This is a genomic window from Virgisporangium aurantiacum (assembly GCF_016863635.1).
In the GTDB taxonomy this organism is placed as follows: domain Bacteria; phylum Actinomycetota; class Actinomycetes; order Mycobacteriales; family Micromonosporaceae; genus Virgisporangium; species Virgisporangium aurantiacum.
Window position 1 is genome coordinate 181,377 of sequence record NZ_BOPG01000032.1, and the last position, 15,116, is coordinate 196,492.

At 73.4% G+C, this 15,116-nt stretch carries 11 protein-coding genes; 6 read left to right on the forward strand and 5 right to left on the reverse strand.

Annotated features, from left to right (window positions below; translation table 11 throughout):
• Positions 1 to 4: 4 nt before the first annotated feature.
• The 5 genes from Vau01_RS25675 to Vau01_RS25695 form a co-directional block, all read right to left on the reverse strand.
• Positions 5 to 376: a VOC family protein gene (locus Vau01_RS25675; RefSeq protein WP_203997152.1), complete on the reverse strand. Its 372-nt coding sequence runs from the start codon at positions 374 to 376 to the stop codon at positions 5 to 7.
• A gap of 9 nt (positions 377 to 385) precedes the next feature.
• Positions 386 to 1,345 (reverse strand): NAD(P)-dependent oxidoreductase, encoded by a 960-nt coding sequence (locus Vau01_RS25680; protein ID WP_203997154.1) that lies wholly within the window; start codon positions 1,343 to 1,345, stop codon positions 386 to 388.
• Positions 1,346 to 1,402: 57 nt separating this feature from the next.
• Positions 1,403 to 2,623, reverse strand: a complete 1,221-nt coding sequence (locus Vau01_RS25685) for a mandelate racemase/muconate lactonizing enzyme family protein (RefSeq protein ID WP_203997156.1) — start codon at positions 2,621 to 2,623, stop codon at positions 1,403 to 1,405.
• Positions 2,624 to 2,758: 135 nt separating this feature from the next.
• Complete coding sequence (locus tag Vau01_RS25690; protein WP_203997158.1) at positions 2,759 to 4,240, reverse strand: amidohydrolase; 1,482 nt, start codon at positions 4,238 to 4,240, stop codon at positions 2,759 to 2,761.
• The gene (locus tag Vau01_RS25695; RefSeq protein WP_203997160.1) at positions 4,237 to 5,181 is read right to left on the reverse strand and encodes a methionyl-tRNA formyltransferase; all 945 of its coding nucleotides are present in this window, start codon (positions 5,179 to 5,181) and stop codon (positions 4,237 to 4,239) included. The genes Vau01_RS25690 and Vau01_RS25695 overlap by 4 nt, the downstream gene beginning before the upstream one ends.
• A gap of 87 nt (positions 5,182 to 5,268) precedes the next feature.
• Here Vau01_RS25695 and Vau01_RS25700 point away from each other — a divergent pair, with 87 nt between their 5' ends.
• The 6 genes from Vau01_RS25700 to Vau01_RS25725 form a co-directional block, all read left to right on the forward strand.
• Positions 5,269 to 6,543: a lysine N(6)-hydroxylase/L-ornithine N(5)-oxygenase family protein gene (locus tag Vau01_RS25700; protein ID WP_203997161.1), complete on the forward strand. Its 1,275-nt coding sequence runs from the start codon at positions 5,269 to 5,271 to the stop codon at positions 6,541 to 6,543.
• A gap of 27 nt (positions 6,544 to 6,570) precedes the next feature.
• The gene (gene panD, locus Vau01_RS25705) at positions 6,571 to 6,981 is read left to right on the forward strand and encodes an aspartate 1-decarboxylase (protein ID WP_203997164.1); all 411 of its coding nucleotides are present in this window, start codon (positions 6,571 to 6,573) and stop codon (positions 6,979 to 6,981) included.
• Positions 6,981 to 8,657: an ABC transporter ATP-binding protein gene (locus Vau01_RS25710; protein ID WP_203997166.1), complete on the forward strand. Its 1,677-nt coding sequence runs from the start codon at positions 6,981 to 6,983 to the stop codon at positions 8,655 to 8,657. The genes panD and Vau01_RS25710 overlap by 1 nt, the downstream gene beginning before the upstream one ends.
• Complete coding sequence (locus Vau01_RS25715; protein ID WP_203997168.1) at positions 8,654 to 10,423, forward strand: ABC transporter ATP-binding protein; 1,770 nt, start codon at positions 8,654 to 8,656, stop codon at positions 10,421 to 10,423. Before Vau01_RS25710 ends, Vau01_RS25715 begins: the two co-directional genes overlap by 4 nt.
• The gene (locus tag Vau01_RS25720) at positions 10,420 to 10,629 is read left to right on the forward strand and encodes an MbtH family protein (protein WP_203997170.1); all 210 of its coding nucleotides are present in this window, start codon (positions 10,420 to 10,422) and stop codon (positions 10,627 to 10,629) included. The genes Vau01_RS25715 and Vau01_RS25720 overlap by 4 nt, the downstream gene beginning before the upstream one ends.
• Positions 10,626 to 15,116: non-ribosomal peptide synthetase (locus tag Vau01_RS25725; RefSeq protein WP_203997172.1), on the forward strand; the 4,491-nt coding region annotated here is incomplete at its 3' end. The genes Vau01_RS25720 and Vau01_RS25725, both read left to right, overlap by 4 nt.

The window sequence follows — 15,116 nt, forward strand, 5'->3', positions numbered from 1 at the left end:
GGCGCTAGCCGTTGGGGCGTGACTCGAGCGCCTGGAGCGACCAGCTGTTCCCGTCGGGATCGCGGAAGTAGACGAAGGTGCCCCACGGCTGCACGTCGACGTCGCTCGCTTCGACGCCCGCGGCGAGCACCTGCTTGCGGGCCGCCTCGGCGTCGGGGACGACGATCTGGATCTCCTGGGTGCCGGGCGTCTTCTGGGTGATGCCGTCGCCGATCACGATGGAGCAGGCGGAGCCGGGCGGGGTGAGCTGCACGAACCGCAGACCCTCCTGCACCTTGTGGTCGTGGTCGGCGTTGAAACCCAGTTTCTCGTAGAACGCCTTGGCTCGGTCGACGTCGGTCACCGGAACGGGGATGAGCTCGATCTTCCAGGTCATGACCCAACCCTAACCGAGCTCCAGGTCGCCGCGGGCGATCACGTTGAGGAGCGGGTCGCCGGCCGTGTGGCGGCGGAGGTTGGTGAGGAAGAGGTCCCAGATCCGGTGCCGGAACCACGGGCTGCCGTTGGAGCCCGAGATGTGCGCCGTGACGATCGTGTTCGGCAGGTCCCAGAACGGGTCGTCGGCGGGCATCGGCTGCCGGTAGTGGTCGTCGAGTGCGGCACCGCCGAGGTGTCCGGACCGCAGGGCGTCGACGAGGGCCGGCTCGTCGACCACGCCCGCGCGGGCCGGGTTCAGCAACAGCGCGCCCGCGGGCAGGGCGGCCAGGGCCGTGGCGCCGATCAGGCCGCGGGTATGGCTGGTCAGCGGGGTCGTGACGATCAGCGCGTCGAGCCCGGCGAAGAACTCCGCCCGCGCGTCGAGGGTGAAGACCCGCGTGGGCGTCGGCACGTCGTCGGCCGGGCGGTGCAGCGGGTCGTAGCGCAGCCCCCGGTCGCGGACCCCGCCGCGCGACATCACCGACACCTCGAAGCCCAGCGCCTGGCAGTGCCGGGTGACCTCGCGACCGATGTTGCCGAAGCCGAGAACGCCGACCCGGGTGCCGCGCAGCTCGGACTGGAACACCGGTGACCGGTCCCAGCGGTGGTCGCGCTGCGCGGCCAGCATCGCCGGCAGCCGGCGGCCGAGCGCGTACAGCATCATGACGCACCACTCGGCGATCGGCGGATCCTGGACGCCGCTGGCGTTGGTGACAACCGTGTCGCGGTGCAGCGGCGCGCCGATGAACTGTTCGTACCCGTGGGAGCCGAGCTGGACCCAGCGCAGCCGGCGCATGTCGGCCGCCTCGGCCGGGGGATGGTCGGCGAACAGCACCGTGCCGGACTCGGCCAGCCCGGCACCGATCGCCCCGCCCGGACCGATCGGGTCGATCGGGGTGACGCGTGCGCCCGGTGCGGCGGCGGCCACCTCGTCGAGGTGGTCCCGGGCGTCGGGCTGGGCGAGGAGGATGTGCTCGTCGATGGTTCAGCTCCTCATCAACTTGCCCGGGACACTGGAGAACTCCTCCATGCCGGGCCGGAACGGGTACCGCTGCCGGGTCTCGTCGGTGAGATGCACGCCGAGGCCGGGTTCGTCGGGCCGGAGGACCATTCCGTCGCGCAACCGGAGACTCCAGACCTCGGTGTGCAGCGGGCCGGCGGCCGGCGGAAGCTCGACGATCAGCGTGTTGGCGCACGCGAACGCCGCATGGAGATTCTGCATCACCCCCGCGCCGGCCGACCAGGCGTGCGGGGCCACCGCACGCCCGTCCACCGAAAACCGTTCCGCGACCCGCACGAAACCCTCGATGCCCAACCACGACGCGTCGGGCTGGGCGACGGCGAACGCGCGACGGTCGGCGAAGGTGGCGAACTCGGCGTAGCTCGTCAGTTGTTCCCCGCCGGCGACCGGCACCGCGCTGTTCGCGGTGAGCTCGGCGTACCCGGCGAGGTCGTCGTAGGGGAGAGGCTCCTCGAAGAGCTCCAGACCGTGCGGGGCAAGGGCATCGAGGACGCGCTGCGCAGTCTCCGCGTCCCATCGGGCCGTTCCCTCGCGGTGTCCCATGTGACCGTCGAGCAGGATGCCGAGGTCGGCGCCGAACTCCTTACGCAGCACCGTCACCTTGTCGACCTCGCCGTCGACGGGGCCGCCCGGCGGCGGCACCTCCGCGCGGGAGACGGCGTCGAGGTATCCCGAGGCGAGCTTGACGGCGGTGAACCCGAGCGAGCGGTAGAACTCCACCTTGCGCAGCAGGTCGTCGCGCGGCCACGGCGACGGCCCGCCCGTCGCGTACGCGGGAAGCCGATCCGGCGCGTCATCCGCGAGCAGACGGTGCACGGGCACGCCGGCGAGCTTGCCCACAGCGTCCCATAAAGCCCCTTCGATGCCGGCCAGCACGGCGGCGCCGAGGCCGACGCGGCCCCAGAACGCGAAGCAGGTGCGCATCCGTGCGGTGAGGGCGCGGACGGTTGCCGCGGTGGGTTCGACGTCGTCGACGGCGAGGAGGATCGGCTTCAGGTAGTCGACGACGAGCGGGACGCTCTCCGGGAAGAAGTACCCGGCATACGTCTCCCCGAGACCCACCACGCCGCTGTCGGTTTCGACCTCGACGAACGCGGCGGTGCGGTGCCGCTTGAACACCGACAGCCACGGGTCGTCGGTGCAGGGACCGGTCAGCAGGATCGTCCGTACGTCACGCAGGCGCATCCGGGCCAACGCTCGCCGGAACACCGTTCCATGTCAACGTCGACGAGGCTTCGAGGTGGACGGCAGCGCGGCGGACTACCGCGAGGTCGGCCGGCGCATCCCGTTCGTCCGGTTCACGCGACCGGGACCGTGAGGTCAGAGGTCGCGCCAGGTCCAGCGGCCGGCGACCAGCGTTCCCGCGACCGGCATGGCGCGTAACCGGTCGCGGCCGGCGCGGAGCGGGTCGTCGTCCACGATGGTGACGTCGGCGACGTCGCCGGCCGTCAGGTGCAGGCGACCCCGGGCGCTGCCGGCCATCGCGGCCTCCGGTGGCAGGCACTGCTCGGGGTGCCAGGCGTCCCGGTCGTCGCGGCTGCGACTGGTCGCCGATGCGATGGCCTGCCACGGGTCGAGCGGCGCGACCGGGGCGTCGGAGCCGAGCCGCACGGTGGCGCCGGCCGCGTGCAGCGAGCCGTAGGCGAAGGCACGTCCGGTCCGGCCGGCCCACAGGCGGTCGGCGACGTCGCGGTCGTCCATCGCGTGCTCCGGCTGCACGCTGGCGACGAGCCCGAGCGCCGCGAACCGCGGGACGTCCGCGGCGCGCAGCAGTTGGGCGTGTTCGATCACGCCGGGAAGGCCGAGTCGCTCGAAGACGTCGAGGACCTCGGTGTTGGCCCGGTCGCCGATCGCGTGCACGGCGGGCCGGATGCCGCCGGCGTCGGCTCGGACGAGCAGCCCGGTGAGCTCGGCGGGGGAGACCAGGGACATGCCGTGCGAGGACGGGGATCCGGGATACGGCTGCCAGCAGAGCGCGGTTCCGGTGTTGAGGGACCCGTCCACCACCACCTTGAGGCGACCGAAGGTGACCAGGCCGTCCGGGTCGAGGGGGAGACCGGTGCGCAGCCCCGCGGCGAGCGCGTCGTCCAGCCGGTCGGGCCACACGGAAGCCTCGACGCGCAGGCTGGTGACCCCGTCGGCGACGCGGGCCGGCCACTCGCCGGCGTTGTCGGCGTTCTCGAAGTCGACGATGCCGACCACCCCGCGCCGGGCGGCCGCCGCCGCGGCGCTCGCGTAGGCCCCGGTCGGCGGGCGCCGCGCGCTCAGATCGTGCAGGACGCTGATCCACGGCAGTTCCCGCAGCAGGCCGGTGTCGTCGACGGTGACGCCCAGCCGCGCCGCGGCAACGGAGCTGATCCATCCACAGTGGAGGTCGCCGCTGGCGAGGACCACCGGCACGTTGCCGGCCACCGCGTCGAGTCCGGCCCGGGTGGGCGCGTCGGGCCAGAGTGCGTCGCGGAACCCGTATCCGGTCAGGGTCTCGCCGGGAGGTACGGGTGCGCGGCGCAGTTCGCGTGCCGTGAGCGCCAGGGCCTCGGCCGCGCTGCGCGCCGGGGACAGGTCGAACCGGCGGCTCTGCGTCACCCACTGGGTGAAGTGCACGTGCGAGTCCCACAGGCCCGGTCCGACGAACCGTCCGTCGAGGTCGACCGGCTCGGCGTCATCGGGGACGCCGTCTGCGGGGATCGCGCCCGCCGGCGCGATCCGTGCGACCCGGCCGCCGGACAGCAGGATGTCGATCCGGTCGTCCCCGCCGTAGCGGCGGGCGTTGCGCAGGACCGTGTTCACAGCGAGGTTCACGGCGTGCTCTGCAGGTAGCCGCCCATCGTCGTGAAGTACTCCGTCGCGGCGTACTCGGTGCCGTCGTCGGTGCGTACCGTCCGCAGCAGCAGGCCCCGCCGGTCGCCGCGCCGCGCGTCGGCCCCGGCCACGATGACCACGCCGTCGCCCTCGCGGATGAAGATGCGTCCGGGTGTGCCGCCGTAGCGGCGTTCGGAGACCGTGGCCGACACGACGCGGATGCGCCGGCCCCGGTGGTAGGTGAAGGCGTTCGGGTACGGGTCGGACTGGGCCCGTACCAGCCGCTCCAGGTCCTCGGCCGGCCAGGTCCAGTCGATGCGGCTGTCCTCGATCGAGCGCTTGTGGAAGAAGCTCGCCTTCGACCGGTCCTGCCTGGTCCAGTGCCGCTGCCCGCTTTCGATCAGGCCGAGCGCGTCGGTGACGATCGGGCCGATCAGGTCGACCGTGCGGTGGAACAGGTCGGTGGCGGTGTCGGTCGGACCGACCGGGATCGCGCGCTGCAGCACGATGTCGCCGGCGTCGAGGTCCTCGTCCATCATGTGCGCGGTGACGCCGACCTCGGGCTCGCCGTTGATCAGCGCCCAGATGAGCGGCGAGAACCCGGCGTACGCGGGCAGCAACGAGTCGTGCACGTTGAGGGTGCCGAAGCGCGGCAGGGTGAAGATCTCCGGTGGGATCCAGGTGCGCCAGTTGTTGGCCACCAGGATGTCCGGGTCGACCGCGCGGAGTTCGTCGACCAGGGAGTCGTCGGGCCGGTTCCGGACGAGGGTGGGGACGCCGTGTGCGGCGGCGAGGTCGGCGACCGAGTCGGACCAGATCTTCTCGTATGCGTGGTCGCTGGGCGGGTGCGTGACGACGAGCACCACCTCGTGGGCCGAGTCGAGCAGCGCCCGCAGGGTCCGGTGGCCCCACGTCTGGTAGCCGAACATGACGACCCGCACACCGTCTCCTTTAGGTAAGCCTATCCTTAGCCAGGAAGTCTAGGTTAGCCTTCCCTAAGTCACCAGAGTCGATCCGAAGGGGCCCGAATGCCTGAGCCAGACGGGGATCTCATCTACGACATCGTCGGCGTGGGCTTCGGTCCGGCCAACCTCGCGCTCGGGATCGCGGTGTCGGAGCAGGGCGGAGACGTGTCCGCGCTCTTCCTCGAACGGCAGTCCGGGTTCGGCTGGCACCGCGGCATGCTGCTCGCCGACGCCACGATGCAGGTGTCGTTCCTCAAGGACCTGGTGACCCTCCGCGACCCGACCAGCCCGTTCAGCTTTCTGTGCTACCTGCACAGCAAGGACCGTCTGATCGACTTCGTCAACCACAAGAGCTTCTTCCCGACGCGGGTCGAGTTCCACGACTACCTGGAATGGGCGGCGGAGAAACTCGAGGACCTGGTGTGCTACGGGCACGAGGTGATCGACGTCGCCCCCGCGGAGGGATATCTGAACGTGATCGCGCAGGGTCCGGGGTCCGCGCAGGTCTTCCGCGCCCGCAACGTCGTCTTCGCGACCGGCCTGGAGCCGTGGACGCCCGACGGCCTGCCGCGCGGCGAACGGATCTGGCACAGCAGCGACCTGCTGCACCGGGTCGACAAGCTGGCCGCCCTCGCGCCGCGCCGGCTGGTGGTCCTGGGCGCGGGACAGAGCGCCGCCGAGGTGACGGCGTTCCTGCACGACCGCTTCCCGGACGCCGACGTGCACGCGGTGTTCGCCCGGTACGGCTACAGCCCGGCCGACGACACCCCGTTCGCCAACCGGGTCTTCGATCCGGCCGCCGTCGACGACTTCTTCGGCGCCCCGGCGGAGGTCAAGCAGATGATGCTCGACTACCACGGCAACACCAACTACTCGGTGGTCGACGCCGACCTGATCGAGGACCTGTACCGCCGCGTCTACCGGGAGAAGGTGACCGGCGAGCGGCGGCTGTGGATGCACAACCTCTCCCGGCTCGGACCGGTGACGAACACCGCCACCGGCCTGCGCGCCACCGTCGAGTCGCTCGTCGACGGCGCGCGCACCGACCTCGACGTCGACCTGCTGGTGTGTGCGACCGGCTACCGGCCGGCCGATCCGTCGCGCCTGCTCGGCGCGGTGTGGAACACCTGCCGGCGCGACGAGCGGGGCCGGGTACGGGTCGACCGCGACTACCGCCTCGTCACCGATCCCGACCCGGGCTGCGGCATCTACCTGCAGGGCGGCACCGAGCACACGCACGGGATCACCTCGTCGCTGCTGTCCAACGCCTCGGTACGGGCGGGGGAGATCCTGCGGTCGGTCGTCGAGCGCCGGTCGGCCGTGCGCGTCAGCGCTTGAGAACACCCACTACACGCAAGGATGGCGATGCTCCGTACGCTGCTGAGTTCGAAGATCCACCGGGCCACCGTGACGCAGGCCGACCTGCACTACGTCGGCTCGCTGACGATGGACGCCGACCTGATGCGGGCCGCCGGCATCGTCGAGGGTGAGCAGGTCCAGGTCGTCGACATCACCAACGGCGCGCGCCTGACGACGTACGCCATCACGGGTGCGGCGGGGTCCGGCGTGATCGGCATCAACGGCGCGGCCGCGCACCTGGTGCACCCCGGAGACCTCGTCATCATCATGACGTTCGGGCAGTTCACCGCCGAGGAACTGGTGCACCACCGGCCGACCGTCGTACACGTCGACGCCGACAACCGTCCGATCGCCGTCGGCGCCGACCCGGCCGAGCCGGTGCCCGGAGCCGGATTGCAGCGCTCCGGTCGCGTCTGATGAAGCAACGCACCGTTCTGGCCGGGGCCGTCCTCGGCCAGTTCCGTCCGCTCTCCCTCGCGGCGCTGCTCACCGCGAGCCACCAGGCCGCCGAGGCGTTGGTGCCGGTCGTGATCGGCGTCGTCATCGACCGCGCCATCGAGGACGGCAGCACCGCCACGTTGGTCCGCTGGCTGATCGTGCTCGCGGCGGTGTTCGCCGTGCTGTCCTACAGCTTCCGGTTCGGCGCCCGGTTCGGCGAGCGCGCCGCCGAACAGGCCGCGCACGAGGCCCGGTTGGCGTTGACCCGCAGGGTGCTCGCGCCGCACGCCGGCGCGGAGGCGGGCCGGCTGCCCGGTGTGCTGGCGGACATCGCCACCGGCGACGCCGAACGGGTCGGCACGCTCAACCGGTCGCTGCCGTACGGCTTGGCCGCGCTCGCCGGTCTGGTGGTGACCGCGGTGGTGCTGTTGCGCATCTCGGTGCCGCTCGGCCTGCTCGTGCTGCTCGGCGCGCCGCCGTTGCTGTGGGTGGCGCACCTGCTCGGCCGGCCGCTGGAGCGACGCAGCGGCGCCGAACGCGAACGCGCCGCGCACGCGGTGGGGATCGCCACCGACCTGATCGCCGGCCTGCGGGTGCTCAAGGGCCTCGGTGCCGAGCGGGTCGCGGTCGACCGTTACCGCCGCACGAGCCGCGAGGCCCTCACCGCGACGGTCCGCGCCGCGTGGGCGCAGGCCTGGCACGACGGCGGCATGCTCGCGGTCAACGGCCTGTTCCTGGTGCTCGTCGCGCTCGTGGGCGGCCGGCTCGCCGCCGACGGCCGGATCACCGTCGGTGAGCTGGTCGCGGCCGTCGGCCTGGCCCAGTACCTGCTCGGGCCGCTGTCGATGTTCTCCTGGGTCAACGGCGAGTTCGCGCAGGCCCGCGCGTCCGCGGCGCGGATCGCGGCGGTTCTGGCCGCACCGCCGGCGGTGCGCGGGGGGACGGGCACCGTGCCGCGCCCGGTGCGCGGTGCCCTGCGGCTGCGCGGCGTGACGCACGCCGACCTGCGGGGCCTCGATCTCGACGTGCCGGCCGGGCAGTTTCTCGGCGTGGTGGCGCCCGATCCGGCGACGGCGACCGCGCTGCTCGACTGCCTCGGCCGCGCGGTCGACCCGGCGTCCGGCGTCGTCGAACTGGACGGCGTCGCGCTGTCCACAGTGGACATCGACGACGCGCGGGCGGTCGTGCTCGTCGCCGCGCACGACGCGGAGCTGTTCGAGGGTCGGCTCGGTGACAACGTGGCGGCGGCCGCCGGCTCACCCGATCGGGTCGTGCCCGCGCTCGCCGCCGCCGGGGCCGACGAGGTGGCCGGGGCGCTGCCGCACGGCGTCGACACCGTGCTGACCGAGCGGGCCCGGTCGCTGTCGGGCGGGCAGAAGCAGCGGGTGGCGCTGGCCCGCGCGCTGGCCACCGACGCGCCGGTGCTCGTACTCCACGACCCCACCACGGCGATCGACGCGGTCACCGAGGCGGCTGTCGCCGACGGTCTGCGGCGGATGCGCTCCGGCCGGACCACGGTCGTCGTGACGACGAGCCCGGCGCTGCTCGCGGTGGCGGACCGGGTCGTGGTCCTCGCCGACGGCGCCGTCCGCGCCGACAGCACCCACCGGTCGCTGGTCGACGACGCCGACTACCGCGCGGCGGTGCTCTCATGAGTCAACGTCAGTTGTTGCCGGTGGCGACACCGGCGCGGACCCGGGCGGCGGTCGTCGCGATGGTGCGGCCGCATCGTGGCCTCGCGCTCGGCGCACTGACCGGGCTCGTCGCCGCCACCGCCGTGGGTCTGGCGACCGCACCCCTGCTGGGGCGGATCGTCGACGCGGTGGTCGACAACGTCGACGCCGCTGACACGATCACGACGGCGGTGGTGCTGCTGGCGGTCGTCGCGGTCGTTCAGGGCGGGCTGCTCGCCGTCGGGTCGGGGCTGGTGGCGACGCTCGGCGAGCGGATCCTGGCCGAGGTGCGGGAGCGGTTCGTCGACCGCGCCCTGCGGCTGCCGCTCGACCGGGTGGAGCGCGCCGGCTCCGGCGACCTCACCTCACGGGTCGGCGACGACATCTCGGTGATCGGCGAGGCGGTCCGCAACGCGCTGCCCGCGTTCGCGCGGTCGATCCTGGTCATCCTGCTCACGCTGGTCGGGCTCGCGGTGCTCGACTGGCGGTTCCTCGCCGCGGCGGCGCTGGCCGTACCGATCCAGCTGCACACGGTGCGCTGGTACGCCGGGCGGGCCGGATCGTTGTACGCCCGGCACCGGGTCGCCGTCGGCGCGCAGCAGCAGCAACTGCTCGACACGGTCGGCGGCGCGGCCACCGTCCGGGCGTTCCGGCTGACGACCGACCACAGTGGACGCGTCGGGCGCGCCTCGTGGAGCGCGGTGGAACTGGCGCTCACGGCCGCCCGGCTGTGGACCCGGTTCTACGCCCGGCTGAACCTCGCCGAGTTCGTGGGGCTCGGCGCCGTCCTCGCGGTGGGTTTCGTCCTGGTGCGCGCCGACGCCGTGTCGGTCGGCACGGCGACCGCCGCCGCGCTGTACTTCCACGGGCTGTTCAACCCCATCAACGTCGCGCTGGGTCTGGTCGACGACGCGCAGGCGGCGACCGCGAGCCTGGCCCGACTGGTCGGCGTGGTCGACCTGCCGGACACCGACGTCCCCGAAAGGCCTTCCGTGTCCACCGGTCCGGTGTCCGCGCGAGGCGTCCGGTTCGGGTACCACCCGGACCACGAGGTGATCGGCGGCATCGACCTCGACATCGCCCCGGGGGAGCGGGTCGCGCTGGTCGGTGCGAGCGGTGCCGGGAAGACGACCCTCGCGAAACTGATCGCCGGGATCCACCCGCCGACGGCCGGGGAGATCCGGGTCGGCGCCTCCGTCGCCTCTTTCGGCGACAAACCGGCCGCTGCCCTCCTGATCACCCAGGAGGTGCACGTGTTCGCCGGCACCCTCGCCGACGACCTGCGCCTGACCCGACCGGACGCCCTCGACGACGAGCTGTGTGCCGCCCTCGACGTGGTGGGCGCGCTCGACTGGGTGCGGGCGCTGCCGCACGGGCTCGCGACCGAGGTCGGCGAGGGCGGACGGCGGCTGACGGCGGCGCAGGAGCAGCAACTCGCGCTCGCCCGGATGGTGCTCGCCGACCCGCCGGTCGTGATCCTCGACGAGGCGACGGCCGAGGCCGGCAGCGCCGGTGCCCGGCTGCTGGAACGGGCCGCGGCGGCGGCGCTCGCCGGGCGCAGCGCGCTGGTGGTGGCGCACCGGTTGACCCAGGCGTCGACGGCCGACCGGATCGTCGTGCTCGACGCCGGCCGCGTCGTCGAATGCGGCACGCACGACGAACTGCTGGCGGCCGACGGGCGTTACGCGGGCCTGTGGGCGGCCTGGTCGGCGACGCGTATCGAGACGAGAGGAGACGTGTTGACATGACCAACCCGTTCGAGGACCCCGACGGCACCTACGTGGTGCTCGTCAACGACGAGAACCAGCACAGCCTCTGGCCGTCCTTTGTGGACGTTCCGGCCGGCTGGACGGTGACGCACGGCCCCGCCGGCCGACAGGCGTGCCTCGACCACATCGAGACACAGTGGACGGACATGCGGCCGAAGAGCCTGATCGAAGCGATGGACACGTGACGGGTCGCGATGCGGTCAAGGCCGGCCTGTCGACGTTCCCGGAGCTGTTCGAGGCACAGGCGCGACGCGACCCGGACGCGGTCGCGGTCGTCTGCGCCGACGGGCGGCTGACGTACGGCGAACTCGACGCCCGGGCCGATCGGCTCGCCGGGGCGTTGGCCGCCCGCGGCGCCGGGCCGGAGGCGGTGGTGGCGCTCGCGTTGCCGCCGTCGGTCGGGCTGGTCGTGGCCCAGGTGGCGGTGCTGAAGTCCGGCGCCGCCTACCTTCCGGTGGATCCGGACCTCCCGGCCGACCGCATCGCGTTCATGATGGCCGACGCGGCGCCGGTGTGCGTCGTGGCGGATCCCGAGACTGCTCTGCGGGACTTCACGGCGCCGGTGCCGCTGGTGTCCGTCGACGCCGCCGGCGACGCGGCCCCGGTGCCGCCGCGGCCGGCGAACCCGGCGTACGTCATCTACACCTCCGGCTCGACCGGCCGGCCCAAGGGCGTCGTCGTCACCCACGAGGGGCTCGCCGACCTCGTCGCCACCCAGCGGGAGCGGCTGGGCACGGGGCCGCACACGGTCGTGCTCGGGTTCGCGTCGGTGAGCTTCGACGTGGCGTTCTGGGACCTGTGCCGGGCCTTGTTGTCCGGCGGGCGGCTCGTGGTGGTGCCGGCCGAGCTCCGGGTGCCCGGCCGGGACCTGTGCGACTACGCGCACGCTCACGGCGTCACCCTGATGGACCTTCCGCCCGCGCTGCTGTCGGCGCTGCCACCCGGCTGCGACCTGCCGGCCGGCGCCACGCTGATCGTCGGCGGCGAGCGGGTGCACCCCGACGTGGTCGCCCGGTGGTCGCCGGGCCGGCCGATGTTCAACGCCTACGGGCCGACCGAGACGACCGTCAACGCGACGACGGGACGCTGCGATCCGGCCGAGACCGCGGTGGTCCCGATCGGCGTGCCCGACCCGGGAACCCGCGCCCACGTGCTCGACGCCGCCCTGCGGCCGGTTCCCCCGGGGACGCCGGGCGAGCTCTACCTCGGCGGCGCCGGCCTGGCCCGCGGCTACCTGCGCCGGCCCGGGCTGACCGCCGAGCGGTTCGTCGCCGACCCGTTCGGGCCGCCCGGCGCGCGCCTGTACCGCACCGGTGACCTGGTCCGGCAGCAGGACGACGGGCGGCTGGTGTTCCTGGGCCGCACCGATGACCAGGTCAAGATCCGTGGGTACCGGGTGGAGCTCGGTGAGGTCGAGACGGCGTTGGCCGGGCACGCCGACGTGCGGCACGCGGCCGTCGTCGCGGCGGGCGAGCGGCTCGTCGGGTACGTGGTGCCCGGCACGGGACGCGACGTCGAGGCGGAGCGCGACCACGTCGGCGAGTGGCTCGAACTGCACGAGACCCTGTCGGCGGAGGCGGCCGACGGCGGCCTGGAGGAGAACTTCTCGGGGTGGGACAGCAGCTACGACGGCCGGCCCATCCCGGTGGCCGAGATGCGGTCGTGGCAGGCGTCCACTGTGGACCGGATCCGGTCGCTCGCACCGCGGCGGGTGCTGGAGATCGGCGTCGGCACCGGGCTGCTGCTGTCGAAGGTGGCTCCACACTGCGAGACGTACTGGGGGCTGGACCTCTCGCCGCTGGCGATCGCCAACCTGCGGCGCGAGGTCGACGCCGTACCGGCGCTGGCCGGCCGGGTCGAGCTGCGGGCGCAGCCGGCGCACGACCTGAGCGGGCTGCCGACCGGGTTCTTCGACACCGTGGTCATCAACTCGGTGGCGCAGTACTTTCCGAGCGCGCGGTACCTCGTCGACGTGTTGCGGTCGGCGGTGGACCTGCTCGCCCCCGGCGGCGCGGTGTTCCTCGGCGACCTCCGCAACCTGCGCCTCCTGCGGCACCTGCGCACGGCGGTGGAACTGGGTCGTCGCGGCGCCGACGCAGACCCCGCCGAGGTTCTCGCAGCGGTCGACCGGGCCGTCGAACGCGAGAGCGAACTGCTGCTCGACCCCGACTTATTCCCGGCGCTCGCCCAGGTCGTGACGGGCATCGGGGACGTCGAGCTGTTCACCAGGCGCGGCGCGGAGCACAACGAGCTCACCCGGCACCGGTACGACGCCGTGCTGCGCAAGGGTTCCCCGTCCGACCCGGCGCCGGAAGCGGTGCTGAGGTGGGGGATCGACGTCGACAGCCGCGACTTTCTCGCGGCCTGGCTGGGCGAGTGGCGCCCCACGAGGGTCCGGGTCACCGGTGTGCCGAACGCCCGGCTGGCCGGCGAGGTGGCCGCGACCCGGGCACTGGCCGGTGGCGACGTGGCCGCCGCGGTCGTCGCGTTGGTGACGGCACCGGCGGCGCCCGATCCCGAGGAGTTCCCGGCGCTCGGCGCCGACCTCGGGTACGCGGTGGCGCTCACGTGGACCGGCGACGCCGACGACGGGCGACTCGACGTCGTCTTCGACACCGGCCGCGCCGCGGGCCGGTACCTGCCCGCCGGGCCGGTGCCGCCCGTCCCCGACCGGTACGCCAACCACCCGGCCGGTCACCGCGAAGCGGCCGCCCTCGAGGCCGCCCTGCGCGCCCACCTGCGCGGAACGCTCCCGGAGTACATGGTGCCGGCCCGGATCGTGGTGCTCGACCGGTTCCCGCTGCTGCCCAGCGGCAAGGTCGACCGCGGCGCGCTGCCGGCTCCGCAGGATCCGGCCGGTGGCGCGGGTGGTGCGCCGTCGACGCCGGTGGAGGAGGTGTTGTGCGGGCTGTTCGCCGAGGTGCTCGGTGTGTCGTCCGTCGGTGTCGGTGACGACTTCTTCGACCTGGGCGGGCACTCGCTGCTCGCCACCCGGCTGATCCTCGCGGTCCGCGCGGCCACCGGCGTCGAGTTGAGCGTCCGGACGGTGTTCGAGGCGCGGACGGTCGCCGGGCTGGCCGCGCACGTCGGTACGGGCACCGGCGACGGCCCGGCCCGGCCGGTGCTGCGTCGGGTGGTGCCGCGGCCGGAGGGTGTGCCGTTGTCGTTCGCGCAGCAGCGGTTGTGGTTCCTGGACCGGTTGGAGGGTGCGTCGGCGACGTACAACGTGCCGTGGGTGGTGCGGTTGTCCGGGGATCTGGACGTGGCGGCGTTGCGGGCGGCGTTGCGCGACGTGGTCGACCGGCACGAGGCCCTGCGGACCGTGTTCCCGGCCCGCGACGGCGTGCCTTGGCAGCGCGTCCTCGACACCGCCGACGTCGGCCCGCTGCTGACCGCACGGGCGGTCGCGGTGTCCGATGTGGACGGTGCCGTGACGGGCTCGGTCCGCGCGCCGTTCGACCTGTCGGCGCGGGTGCCGGTGCGGGCCGATCTGCTGGTGCTGGGACCGACCGAGCACGTGTTCGTGCTCGTGGCGCACCACATCGCCTGCGACGGGTGGTCGTTGGCTCCGCTGTGGCGTGACCTCGCCGCCGCGTACGCCGCGCGGGCCGCCGGCGACGCTCCACAGTGGACGCCGCTGCCGGTGCGGTACGTCGACTACACCCTGTGGCAGCGCGACCTGCTCGCCGGTGGCGTGCTCGCCCCGCACCTGGAGTACTGGCGGCGGGCGCTGGCCGGCCTGCCGGAGCGGCTGGACCTGCCGGTCGACCGGTCGTACCCCCGGGTCGCGTCGTACCGGGGTGAGCAGTTCACCTTCGAGTGGGACGCCGACCTGCACGCGGGCCTGGCGACGCTGGCCCGGGCGGCGAGCGTCAGCGTGTTCATGGTGGTGCAGGCGGCGCTGGCGGCGTTGCTGACCCGGCTCGGCGCCGGGACGGACATTCCGTTGGGGTCGCCGGTCGCGGGTCGCGCCGACCGGGCGCTCGACGACCTGGTGGGCTTCTTCGTGAACACGGTGGTGCTGCGGGTCGACACGTCGGGCGACCCGACGTTCCGGGAACTGCTGGCGCGGGTGCGCGAGGTGAACCTGGACGCGTTCGCGCATCAGGACGTGCCGTTCGAGCGGCTGGTGGAGGAGCTGAACCCGGCCCGGTCGTTGTCGCACCATCCGCTGTTCCAGGTGATGATCGCGGGCCAGAACAACGTGGCCGAGGACGTCAACGTCCCGGGCCTCACCGTCACCGAACTGCCCGTGGCGACCGGCATGTCAAAGTTCGACCTGGCCGTCTCGGTGACCGAACGGCGCGGCGACGGCGCGGAGCCGGCCGGCGTCGCCGGGCTCGCCGAGTTCAGCAGCGACGTGTTCGACCGGTCCACTGTGGACGGGATCGTCGACCGGTTGGGCTCGCTGCTGCGCGGCGTGGTCGCCGACCCGGACCGGCGGCTCGGCTCGGTCGACCTGCTCCGCGCCGGCGAGGCCGGGATCCTGGCCGGCTGGGCGGGGTCCACTGTGGACCCGGTGGCGGTGACGTTCCCGGCGGTGTTCGCGGCGCGGGTGGCCGAGCGCCCGGATGCGGTGGCGGTGGTGTTCGAGGACGAGTCGGTCACCTACGGCGAGTTGTCGTCGCGGGTGAACCGGTTGGCGCGGTGGCTGGCCGGGCACGATGTCGGG

Coding starts and splice junctions, on each gene's coding strand:
- Vau01_RS25685 (WP_203997156.1), bottom strand. CDS start 2,623: ATGCGCCTGCGTGACGTACGGACGATCCTGCTGACCGGTCCCTGCACC.
- Vau01_RS25715 (WP_203997168.1), top strand. CDS start 8,654: ATGAGTCAACGTCAGTTGTTGCCGGTGGCGACACCGGCGCGGACCCGG.
- Vau01_RS25710 (WP_203997166.1), top strand. CDS start 6,981: ATGAAGCAACGCACCGTTCTGGCCGGGGCCGTCCTCGGCCAGTTCCGT.
- panD (WP_203997164.1), top strand. CDS start 6,571: ATGCTCCGTACGCTGCTGAGTTCGAAGATCCACCGGGCCACCGTGACG.
- Vau01_RS25720 (WP_203997170.1), top strand. CDS start 10,420: ATGACCAACCCGTTCGAGGACCCCGACGGCACCTACGTGGTGCTCGTC.
- Vau01_RS25675 (WP_203997152.1), bottom strand. CDS start 376: ATGACCTGGAAGATCGAGCTCATCCCCGTTCCGGTGACCGACGTCGAC.
- Vau01_RS25700 (WP_203997161.1), top strand. CDS start 5,269: ATGCCTGAGCCAGACGGGGATCTCATCTACGACATCGTCGGCGTGGGC.